Annotated in this window: 18 protein-coding genes and 1 pseudogene; 15 read left to right on the plus strand and 4 right to left on the minus strand. The window is 46.1% G+C overall.

The genetic code is table 11. The features are described 5' to 3' along the window. Positions 1–13: 13 nt before the first annotated feature. From MHB84_RS21275 to MHB84_RS21340, 14 genes are all read left to right on the plus strand, one after another. On the plus strand, positions 14–2,665 hold the full coding sequence (locus tag MHB84_RS21275; RefSeq protein ID WP_076288029.1) for a molecular chaperone: 2,652 nt from the start codon (positions 14–16) through the stop codon (positions 2,663–2,665). Between the two features lie 31 nt (positions 2,666–2,696). Further along, positions 2,697–3,470 (plus strand): DNA and RNA helicase, encoded by a 774-nt coding sequence (locus MHB84_RS21280; protein ID WP_076288030.1) that lies wholly within the window; start codon positions 2,697–2,699, stop codon positions 3,468–3,470. 32 nt (positions 3,471–3,502) lie between these two features. After that, a complete protein-coding gene (locus MHB84_RS21285; protein WP_076288031.1) occupies positions 3,503–4,138 on the plus strand; it encodes a hypothetical protein in 636 nt (211 codons plus the stop codon). A 21-nt stretch (positions 4,139–4,159) separates the two neighbouring features. Continuing rightward, a complete protein-coding gene (locus MHB84_RS21290; protein WP_076288032.1) occupies positions 4,160–5,575 on the plus strand; it encodes a phage baseplate assembly protein V in 1,416 nt (471 codons plus the stop codon). A gap of 37 nt (positions 5,576–5,612) precedes the next feature. Continuing rightward, on the plus strand, positions 5,613–6,719 hold the full coding sequence (locus tag MHB84_RS21295) for a pentapeptide repeat-containing protein (protein WP_076288033.1): 1,107 nt from the start codon (positions 5,613–5,615) through the stop codon (positions 6,717–6,719). Further along, positions 6,719–7,234, plus strand: a complete 516-nt coding sequence (locus MHB84_RS21300) for a hypothetical protein (RefSeq protein WP_083678790.1) — start codon at positions 6,719–6,721, stop codon at positions 7,232–7,234. The genes MHB84_RS21295 and MHB84_RS21300 overlap by 1 nt, the downstream gene beginning before the upstream one ends. A gap of 15 nt (positions 7,235–7,249) precedes the next feature. After that, entirely contained in the window at positions 7,250–7,684 is a 435-nt protein-coding gene (locus MHB84_RS21305; protein ID WP_076288035.1) for a DUF4280 domain-containing protein, read from the plus strand. A 2-nt stretch (positions 7,685–7,686) separates the two neighbouring features. Further along, positions 7,687–11,013 carry a hypothetical protein gene (locus MHB84_RS21310; RefSeq protein WP_076288036.1) on the plus strand — a complete coding sequence of 1,109 codons (3,327 nt, stop codon included), beginning with the start codon at positions 7,687–7,689 and terminating at the stop codon, positions 11,011–11,013. An 11-nt stretch (positions 11,014–11,024) separates the two neighbouring features. Then, the gene (locus MHB84_RS21315) at positions 11,025–11,627 is read left to right on the plus strand and encodes a pentapeptide repeat-containing protein (RefSeq protein WP_076288295.1); all 603 of its coding nucleotides are present in this window, start codon (positions 11,025–11,027) and stop codon (positions 11,625–11,627) included. Between the two features lie 390 nt (positions 11,628–12,017). Continuing rightward, entirely contained in the window at positions 12,018–12,242 is a 225-nt protein-coding gene (locus MHB84_RS21320) for an SMI1/KNR4 family protein (protein ID WP_445322136.1), read from the plus strand. A 198-nt stretch (positions 12,243–12,440) separates the two neighbouring features. Beyond that, positions 12,441–13,022, plus strand: a complete 582-nt coding sequence (locus MHB84_RS21325; RefSeq protein WP_076288037.1) for a hypothetical protein — start codon at positions 12,441–12,443, stop codon at positions 13,020–13,022. Between the two features lie 42 nt (positions 13,023–13,064). Next, a complete protein-coding gene (locus MHB84_RS21330) occupies positions 13,065–13,967 on the plus strand; it encodes a nucleotidyl transferase AbiEii/AbiGii toxin family protein (RefSeq protein ID WP_256716751.1) in 903 nt (300 codons plus the stop codon). Positions 13,968–14,108: 141 nt separating this feature from the next. Beyond that, the gene (gene imm48, locus MHB84_RS21335) at positions 14,109–14,552 is read left to right on the plus strand and encodes an Imm48 family immunity protein (RefSeq protein WP_076288039.1); all 444 of its coding nucleotides are present in this window, start codon (positions 14,109–14,111) and stop codon (positions 14,550–14,552) included. Positions 14,553–14,636: 84 nt separating this feature from the next. Next, on the plus strand, positions 14,637–15,173 hold the full coding sequence (locus tag MHB84_RS21340) for an RNA 2'-phosphotransferase (protein WP_076288040.1): 537 nt from the start codon (positions 14,637–14,639) through the stop codon (positions 15,171–15,173). 188 nt (positions 15,174–15,361) lie between these two features. Here the strand turns inward: MHB84_RS21340 and MHB84_RS21345 are convergent, their stop codons facing one another. Together MHB84_RS21345 and MHB84_RS21350 are read right to left on the minus strand one after the other, a co-directional pair. Further along, positions 15,362–16,219, minus strand: coding sequence for an SDR family oxidoreductase (locus MHB84_RS21345; protein ID WP_076288041.1), 858 nt, complete (start codon positions 16,217–16,219; stop codon positions 15,362–15,364). A 138-nt stretch (positions 16,220–16,357) separates the two neighbouring features. After that, positions 16,358–16,783 (minus strand): Rrf2 family transcriptional regulator, encoded by a 426-nt coding sequence (locus MHB84_RS21350; protein WP_063567255.1) that lies wholly within the window; start codon positions 16,781–16,783, stop codon positions 16,358–16,360. A gap of 76 nt (positions 16,784–16,859) precedes the next feature. Between MHB84_RS21350 and MHB84_RS21355 the strand changes: the two genes are divergently transcribed. Beyond that, entirely contained in the window at positions 16,860–17,087 is a 228-nt protein-coding gene (locus MHB84_RS21355) for a helix-turn-helix domain-containing protein (RefSeq protein ID WP_256716752.1), read from the plus strand. Between the two features lie 52 nt (positions 17,088–17,139). Here MHB84_RS21355 and MHB84_RS21360 read toward each other — a convergent pair whose 3' ends face one another. Next, positions 17,140–17,769 (minus strand): YfbR-like 5'-deoxynucleotidase, encoded by a 630-nt coding sequence (locus tag MHB84_RS21360; protein ID WP_076288042.1) that lies wholly within the window; start codon positions 17,767–17,769, stop codon positions 17,140–17,142. Between the two features lie 187 nt (positions 17,770–17,956). Further along, a pseudogene (locus MHB84_RS21365) lies at positions 17,957–18,739 on the minus strand (formate/nitrite transporter family protein). Positions 18,740–18,751: the final 12 nt, after the last annotated feature.

Below are 18,751 nucleotides of genomic sequence, written 5' to 3' on the forward strand. Positions count from 1 at the left end.
GGAGGAAGTATAGATGAACGGCTATTCATACCGATTGTATCCCGATGCCACGGGCAGGGAACGGGCCAGAGGAACCATGCGTTATACGCGCGAAGAGTTGATGGACATGACCACATTTCAATTACGGAATATTTGTTACAAGGAGCGACTGGTTGAGGGATTGGGGCCCCGCACGGAGCGTGAAGAACTGATTCGGATTATTCTGAAATTTTTGGGAGCGGACGATGTATTGTGGATCGATCAGTCTGTGGAAGGCGGATTCGAGCGCATACAAAAGGCCATTTCTCGTCATATGACGGCTCCTATGAGCAGTGATGGAGGTATTAGTGTGCCCGCGCGGCTGATTCTGTACGAAGGATTGAAAGTGGACAAGCTGGATCAGTACGTTGTCACGGCACCGGGTGGATTAACCGAATCCAACGTACTTTTGGTCAATGAGAGTATGGAGCTGTGTGGCATCTTTAATCTGGTTAAGGACGAGTCCATATCCGGAACCTTTTATTTGACGGCAGGAAGTGGATCGACCTGGAAACGATCGGGAAACAGACAGTACAGTCTTCTCTTTTTCCGTAAACGCGATTCGGAATATCTATATCAGACCTATTACTCTAGCAGGCCTCTTCCTCCGGTTCATATTCAATATACTCAAATTCCACTGGCCGATCTGGACATCCGGGAACTAGAACCGACAGACGCTGTACTTGCAATTGACTTTGGCACCTCCAACACGACGGCAGGCGCCTATTTGCATAATGGTTATATTCAGGCACCAAGCAGCCAGGATTTACTGAATGGGCGGGTTCGTATGGATGCCATTAACTATGTGGCTTTTCCCGATCCTACATACAAAGACACGGACTGGATTGAGGTCCTTCCTACGGCCATCGGTGTGGCGGAGTGCTCGGATCCAGCGAACATTCGTTACGAGTTCGGCTACGAAGCGCTGCGAAGCATGCGTCGGGGAGGGTACAGCAGCCGGGCGAGTGTCTTCCGCAGCATGAAGCGCTGGGTGAACAATTACAACAAAATGGAAGAAATCGTCGATGTTCATGGGAATGCAGCCATGGTTTCTCGTATGGATCTGCTGCGTGCGTACATGAATTACATCATCCGAACGGCAGAGCATCAGTTCAAGTGTAAGTTTCGCCATGTGCATTTTACCAGTCCCGTGAAGATGAAAGCACAATTTTTGCAGATGTTCGGAGAGGTGCTTCCGGATTATCGGATTGAGCAGACATATGCGCTGGATGAGGGAATGGCTGTGCTCTATAACACCCTTGCCGACGGGATGGAACGCGGTGCTTTCATGGAAGGGCAGACGTATCATGCGCTCGTGATTGATTGTGGAGGTGGAACAACTGACTTGTCATCTTGTGCATTTACGATCGAGGACGGACATATGGCTTACAAGCTGGATATCCATACTACATACGAAAATGGGGACACGAACTTCGGAGGTCACAACATTACCTATCGTATTATGCAGTTCATGAAGATCATATTCGCCGACTACTATAGCGGACGCCGTCAGGTGACGGATATCGATAGCCTGATCGAGGCACCCGGTGCGGACGTGTTCCGCCAGGTGGACGAAGAAGGTGTGAAATCCGTCTATCAGAAGCTGGAACAACGCTATGAAGAGGCAGAACATATCATCCCGACTGCGTTTGCGCGTCGAGAGAATCGTTCACGAGATGAGTATCTTCGGGTGAGAGGCAACTTCTACTTTCTGTGGGAAATCGCAGAAGAGATGAAGCAGCAATTTTTCCGCAAAACCGGCATCTTGCGTAACCGATTCCACTCGGAGATGGAGGACGATGGGGATAGTGACCTGCAGATCACGACCATGGAACGTTGGTTTCTGTCCGTGGAACGTAGTGGTGAACTGAAAGATGAATATGAGTTCCCTGATGTGGTTTTTAATATCAAGGAGATTACCCAGCTGATTAAGGCTGATATCTATGAGGTGGTTCGCAAGTTTTTGGATGATTTCTATCGGCAAGGGCGGATGAGCCAATATTCGATTATCAAGTTGACAGGTCAGTCCTGTCGCATTGATGTATTTCGGGAAGCACTGAAAGAGTTCGTTCCAGGCAGAAGCATTGAGTTTCGGCAAAAACCTGCGGAAGGACGTGTACCTGATCTTAAACTTGCCTGCCTTCGAGGGGCGATTCGTTATCTGAGTGCCCGCAAAACAGGAAGCGTTCAAGCCGACATCACGCATGATGCCGCAGTAATTCCTTATACCGTAAGTGCCTACACGCATAATGGACGTGAAAAAATGCTGATCAGCAGTCTGGATCGGAGTGACGGCATTCCGGGCAGCATTTCCCGTCCATTCGAGACGGCAGAAGTGGAGTTGTACCTTAGCGGAAGTGATGGTCAACTGAGACAGAAATTCGTCTATGCCAACCGTCCGGATGCCTATAAAGAGGTGCTCTACGAAGACATCAGGGATCAGTACGGAGATAAAATCCCGCAGGATGATACGGACTCTATTGTGAATGGAGAGACGAAGTTTTTTGTTTTTCCGGATGACCGTCATTGGGGGTTTCATGTATTGCCGGTTGCTCGCAGGAATGAACGATTGTATCTGGGGCCGCAGAAGCTGCTTCCATTTGAAACAGACTTGTCTGAACTCGACTTCTTTGACGGAATGAAGTGAGGACCAAGAGCAGAAAGGAGGGACACCGCTCATGTTCACATATTCGTATCCGCATTTTAACAAGGGAAGAATCCTGAAAACATCCATGTTGGAGGGACTACGCGATTTCCCCAGAGACTACATCGAACTGTACTATCGCGGTTATGCAGATGGCATTCTTGCAGGTGCAGAGGTAGAAGTGTTCCCGGACAAACTGGTTGTTGCTCCTGGGATGGTGCTGCATAAAGGAAGGCTTTACATGCTGACAGAGCCTATGGAACTGGGATACCAAGCTACGGGCCGGGTCAATGTGCTGAAGCTTCGGTTTACTGCGGAGGAGACCGTGAGTGACATGACGATAAGCCATTCGGAACTGCTTCTGGATGAAGAGACAACGTGCACATCGAGTGACTTGGAGCTGGCTCGATTCAAGCTGAAGGAAGGGGCCCGGCTGCGGCGGGACTACCAGACCTTTGCCGATTTGGCAACGGAGTTCAACACGCTGCATGTCATTCATGTCCCTTATGCAGCCGAGGGTGCAAGCACCTTATCCCCTGTTGTCATGAAGGATTATGCCGAGAGATTGCTTCGAACGGGTGCCTCTGATCCCCAGGATCTGGTCTTCGCCATGATGTGTCTTAATGAAGGAACGGTTGCGCGCAGCGTCATTTTGCATCACATTGCCAGTCGATTGGGGCTGGAGTACAGAGAATACGATAATGCGCAGATTCATCGATATCTGGATCGTATATTGGCGAATGCAGCTCGGGGAGCGGGACGTTCGGGTATGCCGGTGGGCGGACCGCATCGAATGATTGTAGATTGATTCATCAAAAGGAAAGGAAGTGTGTTCTTCATATGGAATATCTTGATCGCAAAGTGATTCCAATATTATATAGCCAACGTGGAAATGAAGTGGATGATCAGAATGGTGAAGTAGAAGAGGCGGTTAGATTGGCATATAAATCCCAGGCTGTTGATTCAGCAGAGCTACCAGCGAGGCTCCGTATTGGAAAGGAGAATGTGTTTCTAAAACGCACTGAGTTGTACGACAGTAGAGTAAGCATATCCCTTCCCCGTTCGTTGCGTTTAATTTCAGAGAAGGAAGCGAGCATAAAGTATCCTTCGTCTCATCGGCCGGAATGGATCTACACGAACGACTCGGGCACGGTCAATTTTACGTTCAACAGGTTGGAGCATCGAATTTCGGAAGCGGAACTGACTTCCTTTACCGAAACGATGGCGAATGTCGTTCGCGGAACGCAGCCTGTCAGACAATGGGACAAACACGGCGTTCGTACTACAGAAATGGGACATGTCATGGGCTATTGCCAGTTTTCCGTACAGGGGTTGAATAATCAGATTTACAACCATATCGGTTTTACGATTTTGGACCAGTCCGTTCTTGTATACGGATTTAATTGCACAGATGAAGAAAAAAGGGATTGGCAGGAGCCTAGCGAGATGATTCTGAACTCACTTGCGATCCTTTGAGACTGATAGGAGATGGGGAACATGAGTCTGACTTATGAGAATCTGCTTATTGAACCATATGAACTGCTGCATTTGCAAGAACTTACGATCCGCAAAAAGATGAATGAGCACACTCGGCTCGTGTTTAAGGGTATGGTGTCCGAAGAATGGAAAGATCGCTATGTCGATGTAACGGACCGTGATACTTCCATTGAAGTATGGCAAAAAGATGAGGATGGAAACAAAAGCCCGTTGTTCAAAGGCATTCCGTTATCTGTTGAAGTGCAGGTTGTGAGAGGTGTATATACGCTCCAAGTGGAGGCTATCTCGCATACATACCGGATGGATATTACAAAACGAACGCGAACGTTTCAAAATGTCAAAATGACGTTGCCCGATTTGCTAAAGGAACTGGATCAGCATTATCCGGGACTTGATGTAATTGATGAGGGAACAGGCGGGGCCAAGATCGCTAAGGTTGCTGTGCAATATCAAGAAACGGATTGGGCATTTCTCAGGAGACTTGCTTCTCGCTTTCACACTAGCTTGATGCCTGCTGCCCAGTTTGATAGCCCAAAATTTTATTTTGGCGTCTTTGAGCACGGAAATTCAATTGACCTAGACAATACACGCTATACAATCCGCAAAAATATGACGCCATTCATGTACTTTACAGAAAACGATACGTTAAAGGTCAATGAATCGGACTTCATTATATACGAAATCGAGACAGACCAGGTCATGGAGCTTGGACACCATATTACCTTCCGGGGCAGGAGCCTATATGTGACTGAGGCATATACCGAGCTTGTGGGAGGGATCGTGAAACACCAATATGTACTTAGCCTTCATAGAGGACTGCGACAAAAGACATATTACAATCCATTAATTGCTGGAAGCTCATTGCTTGGTCGTATCCTTTCAGTACATGGCGGTCATGTCAGAGTGCAACTGGACTGTGATGAACAACAGGAGGAAGAGGAAGCGTTGTGGCTGCTGTATCAGTCGCCTTACATTGCAGAGGGGCAGACAGGTTGGTATGTCATGCCTGAAGTGGGGGATCCAGTCGCTGTCTATTTTCCAACGCAAAATGAAGAAGAGGCCTACGCGACAGGAGCACCTCGTCTGGATAACCAGATAACCGGAACGAATCAATTGAACAAACCGGACCATAAAATTTTCCGAACGCCCTATGGAAAGGAAATCAGACTGACACCAGATTCCATTTCCATTAGCAGTAAAGAGGGCGAGGTGTTCATTCGGCTCAGCGGGGACGAGGGCATCCAGATCATCGGAAGCCAGCAGGTTCGGATGTCTGCTGGGGGTAATATCTCGCTCAAAGCCGGGAAGAAAATAACATTATCTGCTGATTCGCAATTGTTGCTCGAAGGTGGAGGAGGAACGTTCAAATTGGATGGACAGGCAAAAATGAGTGGATCGGAAGTGAAAGCCAACTAGCATGGTATGACAGAAAGGGCAGGAGGGGGAAGTTCCGATGGTTCGCAAGGAATCTGTAATACATTTTTATACCCATCAGGTGAAACCTGCGCGGGACAAGCTTATGGATGATTTGCAGCATACGCTGCATACAAGGCATGCGGAATTGACAGCCGAGTTCTTGAGTCATTTCAGGTTTATGATTCAGGAAGTCAGCGATGTGCAAAAGCGTGGAGCGAAAGGACGGATCGCTTATATTCAATATTCTATGCTGCGAACTGAACTTCTTGGAGGAGCTATGAATGTTCTGGTCGAAGCATGCGATGCTTCATGGTTGCTGGATCGTGCACCCATCCGTTCGTTCTATTCGTTCCATTGGGCCTATGAGTGTCTTGAACGGATGCTCAATAGACTAAGAGAAGAACTTCCTCGCTATCAAGGAACCGTTACAGCGGTAGAACTGGACCGAATCATGCTACAGGAAGCGGCATTGGTGAATCGTTATATTGTGCATTTCATACGCCGTAGCTGTCGCGCGCTGGAGGACTTTGAGTGGAACTCTCTTATGGAACTGGAACAGATATTCGAAGTACGTGCGGGAGAATACTTGGATGCCAGCGAGTGCGTGTTTCGTCTTGATCGAAGGAATAGGAGCATTGAGGAGATTGGTGAAGCATTGGAAGAAAGTGATGGTCTGGAGGTAATGTATGCGCACTTTCAGGGACTGGATATGAGCAAAATGGAATGCAGCGATCTGGATTTTCGTTACAGCCGTTTTGATCGTATCGATATGCATTCTACCGATTTTCAACGCTGTGTCTTGATAGGGACACGTTTGCGCAATTGTAGTCTGGAGAACACCGATTTCACCGGAAGCATTCTATATGGGGCAGATTTCAGCGGTTGTTCTCTGGAAAGAGCTGTTTTCAAGGAGGTAATCGGGGAGACGGGACATCCGGAAGGACTCCCTCAGGGGCCAGAGTACGATGCGCTTAACTTCGAAAATGCAAACCTTTCAGGTGCTGACTTCCGAGGGGCACACCTCCGTGGAGCCATATTCCGTGGAGCCAATCTGACTGATACGTTATGGGAGGGTGCTGATGTGGAGGGGGCAATTTTTGACGATGCCGAGAGGAGGCGAGGGTTATCCGATACTTTCGTCTAATGGCTGACCCCAGATGGATACACCGCGTAGAGACAGAGCCTGTCGGAGAACTGCAACGCAGGGTCTGGAATCAGGCTTTTCATGATTCGGGCAGTGAGCATACCGCGATTAACCTTTATGTGCGAAGTGGATTCCATGTGGATTATACGGATTATTTGGAACAGCCTGTCCCATTGGTTTCAGATCAATTGCTTGAAACACTTATATTGTATTGTCCCCATCTCAAGCGAAGGGCCACCGTATTAACGGACAAGGAGCGAATGACCCAGGAGACATATTGGGCCATTCACCCCCCTGCGCTGGCAAACGTATTATCTCCCCATACTTGTAGGCGAATGGATGGAAGTCTGGAGCGGATTGTGCTAAAGCAAGAATTCCCTGAGGTACCTCTGTTCCAATTGATGGAGATGCGCGAAACCGTAATCATTGTCAATCTAGCATTGGCTGAGAGCATGCTGCGGCGAGATGTCACGGGAGTGCAATTCATTCCGTTGGAGTTGGAGCAAACCAATTAGAAAGGAGAGGTTACGATGGCACAAAGTCAAGAACAAGCTGCCCAGATTCATACAGCTGGAGAAGCCTCCAAAGGCTATGTCGTTGCAGGAGCAATCCTGAAATGTAATTGCGGGACACAGCGTACACGATTGAAAATCCCTTTCAGTCATGGCGTATATATCAAGGGGAAAGCGAAGATGACCGTTGAGGATTATGTTCCGGGCATCCATATTGGGTCGTTCGGTAACTGTTCCAATCCACTAAATCCAGCAGTAGCGGCAAGTACGATGGTTGATATCTATGGGGTTAAGAAAGCGCCTTGCGTTCCCGTGCTGACCATGCCCTGGCTTCACGGGAAGGGAGATACCAAAGTGGAAGGGAAGGCTGCGCTGCTTAGTCACTGTACGCACAAGTGTATGTATGGTGGAGATATCGTCATCGAGGATGACGGTCAGCAGTTGGACTTTTGACGATGAGTGAAATCACGCAGAAGAAACCGGACCATATCGGATATGAACAACTTCGCTTATATTGGCCTTATCGTGCACAGTGGCTGGAGGGCGTACAAATTACCCGCCAGGTGAACGAGCATGCGAAACTCTATGTCAGCGGCATTCTTCCAGAAGAGGATGGACCTGGAATTCTTCAGGTTCAGGCTGATGGTGAATCAATCGTGCTCAGGCAAGTCGATGAAACTGGCAGATCGGTGAGAAGACTGTTCCATGGCGTCATGACCTCGCTCAAGGTTCAATTGTCGGGAGGGATCTATCGATTCGAGCTTGAAGCCTTGTCCAACTCGTATCAAATGGATATCCGGATTCAGGAACGAGCCTTTCAAAACAGAGGGTGGTCGTTCAAGGAACTAATTCAATTCATTATGAATTCATACCGCTATTCGGATGTCATGGATCAGGTTACAGGAAATACCCTATTGAGTGGACTTGTTTTACAATATAAAGAGACTGATTGGATGTTCCTGCGCCGGCTTGCCTCGCGATTCGGTACGGTGTTGGTCCCCGAAATCACGGCGGCATCACCCAAGCTGTTTATCGGTTTGCCCGCAGGGAAGATGTGGAAGTGGCCGGAAAACCAGCCTTATCAGGTTCGTAAAGAATTGGGTGGAATTGACTGGCGTGGCTCCGGAACGGAAGATCGATATATCATTCAGGGTCCCAAGGTCACGCAAGGCGTATTGCAGTATACGATGGAAAGTGCACACACCTATGCACTTGGAGACAAAGTTGAACTGCCGGATGGCACGGAGCTAACCGTGGTGTATGCCAATTCACGCCTAGAATCCGGGCTGCTCATGACGATCTATCGTATGGTACCCGAGGATCACATTTGCGTACCTAGATGCGACCTATCGGACCTGATTGGCTTGTCGTTATATGGTGAGGTGGTCCGCGTGATTCATGACCATGTTCAAATCAAACTACCCATGGACGAGGGCCCGATGGCGCAAGGGGCTGCATCTCCCTATCCGGTCACACCAGCATATGCTGCGGAAGGACATAGCGGATTATACATGATGCCGGAGATCGGGGATCATGTGGAATTATATTTTCCAAGTAGCCTGGAGTCCGGCGCATACATTCGTCATTCCATCTCGGAGGGCAAACGTTCTGCTAACGAGGGGACGGATCATAAAGTCTGGGGCCATCCTGCCGGAAGCTCTATCGGCATGTCGCCTGAGGAGGTTACGCTGCAAGCCGGATCCGGGGTAACGATTACCTTGAATGAGCAGGGTGTACTATTGGATAGTCCGGGACATCTGTCGATTCAGGGTAGCAACATCCTGCTTGCAGCCGGAAAGATCGAGGCCACTGCACCGGAAGCGATATGGCTGCTTGGTGGAGGTGGCAGCTTCATTCTGGACGGGGAGGCCAACGTGCGAGCTGGCCTGCTGCAACAGGAAGGCAGCAACAAAGCGCCTGTTCATGTGGCGGATCTGCCACCGGAGCCGGAGCCACCGCTGATGCCGATTGAGGAGTACGAAGCGGCTCAGGCCGCAGCAGCCGCAGAAGCTGCTGGAGTGACGCAGGCATCAACGACGAACCCGAAGGATGGATCCTTGGCAGGAGCAGCGCTGGCCATCACTGCTATGATTCCGATCATGGGGGCGCTAGGAGGTATTGCTGCCCAGACAGCCATCGGCGTAGGCATTGCTGCCGTTGCCACGGGTCTCATCGCGAGCGTGCCGAAGATAGGCTCCTTCAAGCCTTCAGGGCTGAATTTGCTGGAACGACTCATGAATGGTTTTGCTGAAATGCAACAGCAGGAGAACGAAGCGAAATGGGCGATGCTTGGTAAAATGCTGACGGCCGCTAAAGTGTTAACTACAGCGACTTCGCCTCTCGATCTGATCAAGAAGTTGCATCAGCAGCATCAGGAAATTAGTGCCACATATTATGAAATTCCAGGTTATATTCGGGAGAAGTGGACGAAACAACAGGCGGATCAGGACCTGAAAAGTTCGCTGGATTATTTCAACAAAGTGATGAAAAACCCGGAGGAATACAATATTCTTTTTGTAGGTCCCCATTTTGCGAATATCACCTTCGATATTGGCAGGCCTCATATCACGGTAGAGGAACTGGGAAGTTATGACTATTGGAAGGCTCAAGGGCTAAGCCTAGATGAAATGCAGTATCTGTCCTGGAGGCTCAAGGCTCCCATGAGCGAACAAGCCTTTGCTGAACTATGGGGTGAATACGATCAATATTATGCGACGCTACAAGGTCAGGATAATCAAGTTAATTTTAAGAACAAGAGAGGTTCGGCAGGTGGTCTTGTAGGCCCGGTCCGGTCTATCCCGCAGGCAAGTGGAATAACGCCGCCCAAAGTGAGCACGAGCCCGTCTTCGCCCATAGTGCCCAAAGTGAAGAGCTTTGTGAAAAAGTATTGGGAAGAAAGTCAGAAGATGCGAATCGTGTCGGGTGGAGGAAGTCATTGGAGCAATAATAAGACGAACAAAACAGGTGAGACGGCTTCGGGGAATGGAAAGACAGCAAACAGTGGGGGAGGATCAACCTCTAAGCCTGTAGAGAACCCGCCGAAGTCGAAAACAAGTTCGGGTAGTTCACCTTCTTCGAAAAAGAATGAAGGAAATTCAACGACAACGTCGAAACCAAGCACGACACCAAAGACGAATCCAGAAAAAAAAGAAACACCGAATGAAGTCAATACCTGGAAGCCGCCAACGAAGAAAAAGGACGAAGGTAAACCGCAAGCCGATACGAAACCACCTAAATCATCCGAACCGGAGAAACCAGAGGAGAATACAAATAAACCGAAGGATAAACTGGAAGGCACTGAGGGGACGGGTAAAGGTAACAAACCTAATCTTTATGATAAGGATGGAAATTATACGGGCGGTAGAACTCAGAAGGAATTGGATGACTTAGCTCGAGATCCAGCAAGTAATGGGAAAATAGAACCTAAAAATATAAGGGAAAGGGAAGTTGGATTAGCAGTAGAAGAAAGAGGTCAATTAGGAAAGCTAATACGTGATCCTCAAGCAGAAAATGGAGCAGAGTTTATTGATACTTCTTCAGGTTTAAAGTGGGACGTGAAAAGCTTTGAATCGTACCCAAGTGGTGACAATGGAGTTCCTATAACAAATCCCAAAAAGGGTGCCTTTACTATCAAACAAGGTATGAAAAAGCTACAAAAAGAATTTGATAATGGGAACAACGTAATTATTGACACGAGAAAAATGGAGCCTAAGCATGTTGAACAACTCAAGAAAGCAATTGATGAAGAAGGAGTAACAGATAAAATAATATGGTATCCTTAAGGGGTGGGAAAATGGAAGGAAATTTTAATAGGAAGTTTGAATTGCATAAAAAGTGGGTTGAGACAATTGGTAAAGAAGGCGAAATGTTAAAGCTAGATGAAGTGGACTTAAGAAGTTTTGATTTATCCGATATATTGCTTGAACAAGCATATTTAATAGAGTGTACTTTTGATGATCTAAAACTGGAAAATATTGATTTTCACACATCATTATTAGCCTCGTCAACATTTAAAAATGCATATTTAGATAAATGTGATTTTTATAAATCAGATCTCAGATATACAGATTTTTCTAACTGTGTCATTAAAAAAAGTAGATTTAGTAAAGGTGATTGTTGGGAAGCAATATTTAGAAATGCATATTTAGTAGATTGTAATTTGATTAATGTATCATTTTACTTAACGGATTTTAGTTGGGCAATACTTGAAAATATAGATATAAGTGTAGCGACATTTGAAGAAACTTTATTAAGCGGAGTGACTTTGAAAAATATTAAAGGTATAGAAGAAGCTCATATTAAAAGTATTAATATTGGTACGTTGGATAATCCAATTTTGTTGAAATCAGATGAAGCAAAGAAATGGATGTTAGAAAAATGTGAAGTAAGTGGCTAGGAGGATTGGTTGCCAGTGCCGAGTGGAATGGGGAGCAATGCTCAATCAGACTTACCCCTTATCAGCCCTATATGAAATTTTACTAAATATGTTTGTACTCACATCAAATGCTTTAATTTTATAACCTAAAATTACTATTTTGTTTCATCAAACAGGTTGATTATGGTCAGATACCACCGTAATTGGCCTGTTTAATGTTATCTTTGTTTTCTTGTGTTTTTTAATTACTCACAACTGTAGAATAATCCGCCCCGATAGGAAGATATAATGTAATTAAATGTCATTTTTAGAATGGATACCGCTACTATTAAGAGTATCGGCTAAAACAAAGGGTTTACATGATCCCCAAAGTCTGATCCTACTAATGGATGGTATGATGTTGAAGTTATTATTACACAAATAGGTGATAGATTAACTGATAATGAAGATTTAGTGGGGATGAATGTAATTCCTATTGCGGCACTTTTTTCAGGAGATTTTATTTGTTTGGATTATAGAGAGAAGAAAGAGCCTGTTGTAGTTATTTGGTTTCATGAAGAGTCGGAGGTGTTCTCTCCAGTGACAGAAAAAGTCGCGCCCAATATAATAGAATTCTTTGAAATGCTCAGTGAATAAGGTTGTTTAGTTCATGTTAACACGTGACCCAGTTATCAGTATCTTGTAGAAAAAACAGTGGAGCGTTTGTACGTGAATTGTAGAAAAAATAAGATCTATAACAATTCAATTTAAACGATGTGTCTGAATAATTAACAGAAGATGAGAAGATAGATCTATCTAATGACAGATGATAAAAATCAGTAAGGAAGTGGCCAGATGGAATTTGAATATCATGTAACCATGAGTGATCTGAAACAGAATGAGAAGGAAACCTTTATCAACATCTGTAATGAAGAGAACGTAAAGCCCGTATTGATCGTCTTGGACCAAGGTGAATACATCAATCAGCCAATGATTACAGGCATTGTACATAGCGCGGATTATGAAGAAGTGAAGAATGTTATTGAAGAGGTTGTAGCGAAGTTTCGGGATAACGAATTCACAGTTGTTCGGACGAAGGTGGAAATTCCGGCAAAGGAAGAGACGTATTTTGATCAGCCGATGCTGGCGCAGTCCAAGCCATATTTTGAATGGCACGGTAAAGTATATGTTGATGATGTAGTCAGGTTGAAGCAGTTGTGCGCTGACTCAGGCGGACATATCTCACGGAACTCGCTGAATGCGAATGGGAAAATTAGATTTGTTACGGTCAGAGAATACAATAGTTCTGAAAAATTCTACAGCAGAGTAGAGAAGATACATAATATCTTACAGCAGAACAAAATCGAACTGTTAAAACAGCAATATGAACTGTGCATCTATGACAGTCGGGAAGAACTGGATCGTGGATGGATCTAACCGAATGTTGAGTACGATGAGATGAATAGAGGAGGAGAACAGGTGTCTGGAAAAAATGTACAATTACATAGTTTGAATGAGGATGAGAGATTCATTGTTGTATTAGAAGCTCTATTGAAGCGCGCTTCTCTGGTGAATAGTCCATTTGTATTAAAAGGAAGTTTGCTAACAAGACAGTATTTGGAGAATCCCAATATTCGTTACGTAGACGACATCGACTTTTTGTATGTAGGTCGAATTGAGACTGAGGACCAAGCCAATGAAATATTTACAGACTGGATGATCCGGGTGACGGAGATGGACCTGAATGACGGTATCGTATTTCGAAGCTTTAGTGAGAATGCCTTCTGGCGCAGAATAGACTACGCGATGGCAGATGATTTTCCAACGGTGAACACGGAGCTTGCCTTTTATATTGATAGTGAACCAAGGAGCGAAAATGAGTATGAAGATGAGGATGAGCTGCATCTTGATATATCCTTTAACCTCGAATTGAATGAGAAGTCTATCGCTCTATCGTACCAACCTATGGTTGGAGAAGCTTTTGTCGTTCCTCACACCGTGCCACTCTCCATTCAAATCGCTTGGAAGCTGCATCAAACGATAGTGAGGCCTCGGTTCAAAGACTTGTACGATTTGCAGCATCTGTTGTCTAACCCGTCATACGATCAGCAGGCGCTCAAGGAGACAATGCAGTCCCTGGTCAATGAGTGCAATATGGACCCGGCTATTACAAGAGAAGATATGAAAAAGGTGCTAGTTGACGATCTGCATGATGTGTATTCGAGGTTAAACTACGATTACGACCTGCAATATTATGCAGGAAGTCGCAGTCCTGAAGTGTACTTTATCGAGTTTGTTTCGGAGCTCCGCAAAACGATGAATCACGCAGGAATTAATAGTTACGCGTATGATCATTTACCAAGTTGTACTACGCACAAATAGAGCTTCTCATTTACAAGTAAGTTGAATCATTGTTTGTTTAACCGTAGATGAATTTGAAAGGAACACCCTATCTCCGATACAATGTTCTCATAGAGTCTGAGAGAATGGATCCAATATGGCTCAGAAATGGAGAATTACAATATGACTGATTTTATCAACGCTGACGATATTAACGACGTGATTTTGGCTGCGGCGGCTTCAGAGTTGGAGCAGATGGTGGGCAAAATATGTGAACTGATCGGTACGCCTTTGGAACAGACAACGGAACTGGAGCGTCAGGTGATAGCTGCTTTTGGATTTGGCGCGGTATATGGCATCACTCATCGGGATCAGCTGGCGGAGCCACAGGCTCATGCACTGAGCATCCGTATGCTGATTAAACCTTTTAACTATAGTGAGCAGCAGGCTGTAGATTTTGCCGATGATCTGATCCGGGTGGCTTCCGATATGGAAGTTCATCCTGTGATGAACACGATTATTCATCGTGGCATCGATGGACACCGCCAGTTTAATCAGGAAGATGATGAGGGACTCGCCCGTAACATTCAGGAGATTTTAGCGGCGGTACAACCGGAGAGAACCTGAAGAAACAGAGCGTTCACCCTTTCATGTAGTGGTACAGACAGTATATGTCTAATGAATTGTTAACTTAATTGGGAGATGATCGCAATGGATCTGATGAAATTAAGCAAGGAACTTTCCTACGCCTTGCGTCACGCCCCTTGGGAGTATGAGCTGGAGCTGGACGAAGAGGGTTGGGTGGAGATTCCGCAATTGCTGGTGGCTTTACATGAGAGTCCACAGTGGAAGGACGTCACGGAAGCGGATCTGGAGCAGATGATTCAAGCTTCTGAGAAAAAGAGACATGAGATTCATTCTGGCCGCATCCGGGCATTATATGGTCATTCGACTCCGCAAAAGATATCCAAAACACCTGCCGATCCACCGGAGATACTCTATCATGGCACCCCACTGCGGTCGGTTGCTTCCATTATGGAGCAAGGTTTGCAGCCTCGTCAGAGGCAGTATGTTCATCTATCTGCAGATATGGATACCGCCAATCAGGTGGGACGAAGACGTGATGACGAGCCGGTAATATTGAAAATTAATGCCGCTCAAGCGGCCAAGGACGGAATTCTTTTCTATCATGGAAACGAAAATATTTGGCTGGCCGATCACATCCCGGCACGATATATCGAGCAATGATCGATGTAACGTTAATGGAGATTACCGATATCTAAATCGAATTCAAGTCTCAATTAAACTAGTTTAGTATAAAGAGTACGTTCAACTGCTATATCGTTTTATAGATCGCTGTTACACCAAAAGGGACACATCCAACATTTGTTGGTGTGTCCTTTTATGATTCGCACTCTATTATCTTCTATTTAAACTTACTTGCCCAAAATGGCTTTAACACCCTCACTCAATGGTTGAGCTGAACGGCCAAGCAATTTTTCCAGTGTATCGCTCTCTACAGCCAGTGCGCCTTCACGGATGGCACTTTGCATATCAACGAGCATGGAGACTACAAAGTCAGGCAGACCTGCACCTTTCATAATGTCAGCGTAAGCGGCATCGTCTACGTTTTGCACATTGATATCCTGTCCAAGCACTTCCCCAACGATGGCTGCAAGCTCAGCTTGGGTACGAAGTTTACCAGACAACTCATATACTGAATTCTCATGTCCCTCACCTGTCAGTACTGCAGCGGCAGCATGCGCATAATCACTGCGAGTAGCCCAGCCCACTTGGCTGGCGTTAGTTGCATGCACCCAAGGTGCGCCCTGGGTAGCTGCTTGAACGCTGCCTGCTTCATTTTCCAGGTACCAGTTGTTGCGCAGGAAGGAATAAGCAATGCCGGATTCGCGGATAGCCTGTTCTGTGGCACGATGTACTTCAGCCAGTGAAAGGGTGTTTTTCTCCGCATTCACAACGCTGGTATAAGCGATGAATCCAACGCCTGCTTTCTTGGCAGCGTGCACGGCGGCTTGATGTTGGCGAATACGGGTTTCATTGTCACCGTCTGTGGAGATCAGCAGCAGCCGATCCACGCCTGCAAATGCTTTTTCCAGCGTTTCCGGTTGATCGAAATCACCGTGACGAACGTCAACACCTTGAGCGCGCAATGCTTCCGCTTTCTCCGGGTTGCGTACACTTACAGCCAAATCCCCAGCAGATACCGTTTGTAACAGTGCTTCTACGACCAGTGAACCCAAGTGACCTGTTGCTCCAGTAACTAAAATTTTCATTGTATTTTCCTCCTATAAGGTATGGTTTGTGTCGACACTAATGTGAAATGTCAATCTACATGAATGGATGTAATCGTATGTGTTATAACAGGTGTGATTACAACGAAAGGTTTAAAAAAAGCTCGTAATGAGCTTTTTTTATTCAGAGACGTGAACCTGATCCATCATCTGTTGTATCGTTACACGTTTCAAACGCTGCTCCATAGCTAGCTGAGCCTCAATAAGTTCGGCACGCAAGGTTTGTTCGATCATGCTGCCAACCGGACAATTTGGGTTCGGATGCTTGTGGAAGTTAAACAACTCGCCATCCTCCACAACCTCAAGCGCACGATAGATATCCAAAAGGGTAATATCGGCGGGGTCCTTCAACAAAGAAGCACCGCCGACACCGGGTCTGACCTCAATTAGGCCGGCCTGTTTCAGCTTGGACATAATGCGCCGAATAATGACGGGATTGGTATTCACGCTTTTGGCGATAAAATCTCCCGTACACTCATTGGGCACAACAGCGACCAGGGACAGCGTATGAACCGCAATGGAAAAGCGACTGCTGATTTGTTTCATGCATGATCACCACCGTTGTAACTATAATAGTTACAAATTAACTCAATGTCAATGAGAGATTTTGAAGTAGCCAAGTGTGGATTACCTGGGGAAGTGTTTCAAAAAGGTGACGGGTGAAACCCCGCTCAAATACATGACAGGGCTTCGAATCAACGAAGCAAAACGCATGCTCGCGGCCTTTGAAGATATGGATATCAAGACAGTAGGTAAAGCGGTGGGGTATAGTGATTCCCATTATTTTAGCCGTATATTCAAAAACAAGACGGGACTGTATCCCAGCGAGTATCGCCAAAGGTTACAATAACGAAAAAAAGCCCTGTCCATGGCTCTTGAAGAACCACGATGACTGGAGCTGATTATTGTGACAAAGCATCTTCCGTGATTTGGCGGATATCAAATGGGGAGCGGTTGCCTTCCTCAATGATGTCAGGGAGAATATGTTCGAGGAAATATTGTACACAGTGGAGATCAATATTTTTGATTTTGATCAGGGCATATCGGTACATGACGATAAATTCCTTTTCTGTATTGCCACGCTGCAGTTCAGCAAACGCTTCGTACACCTGATCCATTTTGTCGGCTACTTCTAGAATAAGTCCTTCGACAGAATTGTCTTTGCCTTCACGCAGCTGCCTACGGAAAATCGGCTGGAACTCTTCAGGAATATTTTCGTTAATAAAATGCTCAACCATGCCTTCTTCTACCTGCTGTAGCATCGAACGAAGCTCCAGTGAATAATGTTTAACCGGCGTTTTGATATCACCGATGAAGATTTCACCATAATCATGACTGCTGGTAATTTCGTATAGCTTCTTCCAATCGATGGCGACCCCATGCTGTTCCTCAATATCGGCAAGTGTTTTGGCATACTGCACGACTTTCCAGGAGTGGGCGGATACGCTGTGTTCCTCGAACTTGAATTTTCCTGGGGTACGAATAATGCGTTCGAGATCGTTGAGTGATCTAAAGTACGTATGAATTCCCATGTGTGCAATCATCCTTTTTAGTTATAAGTATGCACTAATTATAACTTGATTATGTCAACTACAGATTAACCCTGATACAGTCGAAGGTAAAGTAGAAGTCGAATCGCTAAATAGCAAAAAACCATCATGTCCTCCCGAATGTAGAATGAGAGAACGTGATGGCTTTTGTTGAGAAGATGGGAATAAGCTAGCCTTTCTTCCTCACGGGCGAAACAAACCAGTACGCCATACCTACAAACAGCGCACCGCCGATAATATTACCGAGCGTGACCGGAATCATGTTATGCATCCAGCCTGCCAGAGTAATTGTTTCCGGGTGGTTTGGCAACAACCAGGACAAGGATAGCAAAGTCATATTGGCGACGCTGTGCTCATATCCACTTGCGATAAAGGCGTACAGACACCATCAGATGAGGACGAGTTTGGCAATATCTTCTTTTGAACGGGCTGCCATCCAGATCGCCAGACAGACCAGCCAGTTACAGAGAATGCCTCGGAAGAAAAGTTCGCTAACGGGAGCAGCCATCTTTTTGGCAGAAACGACAAAAAGCAGATGTTCCGGTGTCGCCGTCTTGAAGAGACCGCTGCCCACAATAAGCAGACTGAGCAGAACGGCACCGATCAGATTGCCAAGGAAGACGAGTCCCCAGTTTTTGAGAGTATCCCGAATAGTAGTCCGACCAGCTAGTGTGCTCATTGTAAAGAACATATTGTTACCAGTAAACAGCTCCGATCCAGCAAAGATGACGAGTGTGAGGGCAAGTCCAAAAGACATGCCCATCAGCATCATCTGCAGTGGGGACTGGGCAGCAAGCAGTGGGGCACCGATACTGAATATCAGAATGATGCCAAGGCCTACATATGCGCCAGCCATCAAAGCGGCAACCATGTAACGTGGCAGGCTTTTGTTCATTTGATCTCGTTTTTTAACCGCTGCTTCAATAATTCCTTCAACATTTGATGTATACATGACGATTTCCCC

Origin of the sequence: Paenibacillus sp. FSL F4-0087, assembly GCF_038020215.1 — a bacterium.
Lineage (GTDB): Bacteria > Bacillota > Bacilli > Paenibacillales > Paenibacillaceae > Paenibacillus > Paenibacillus taichungensis.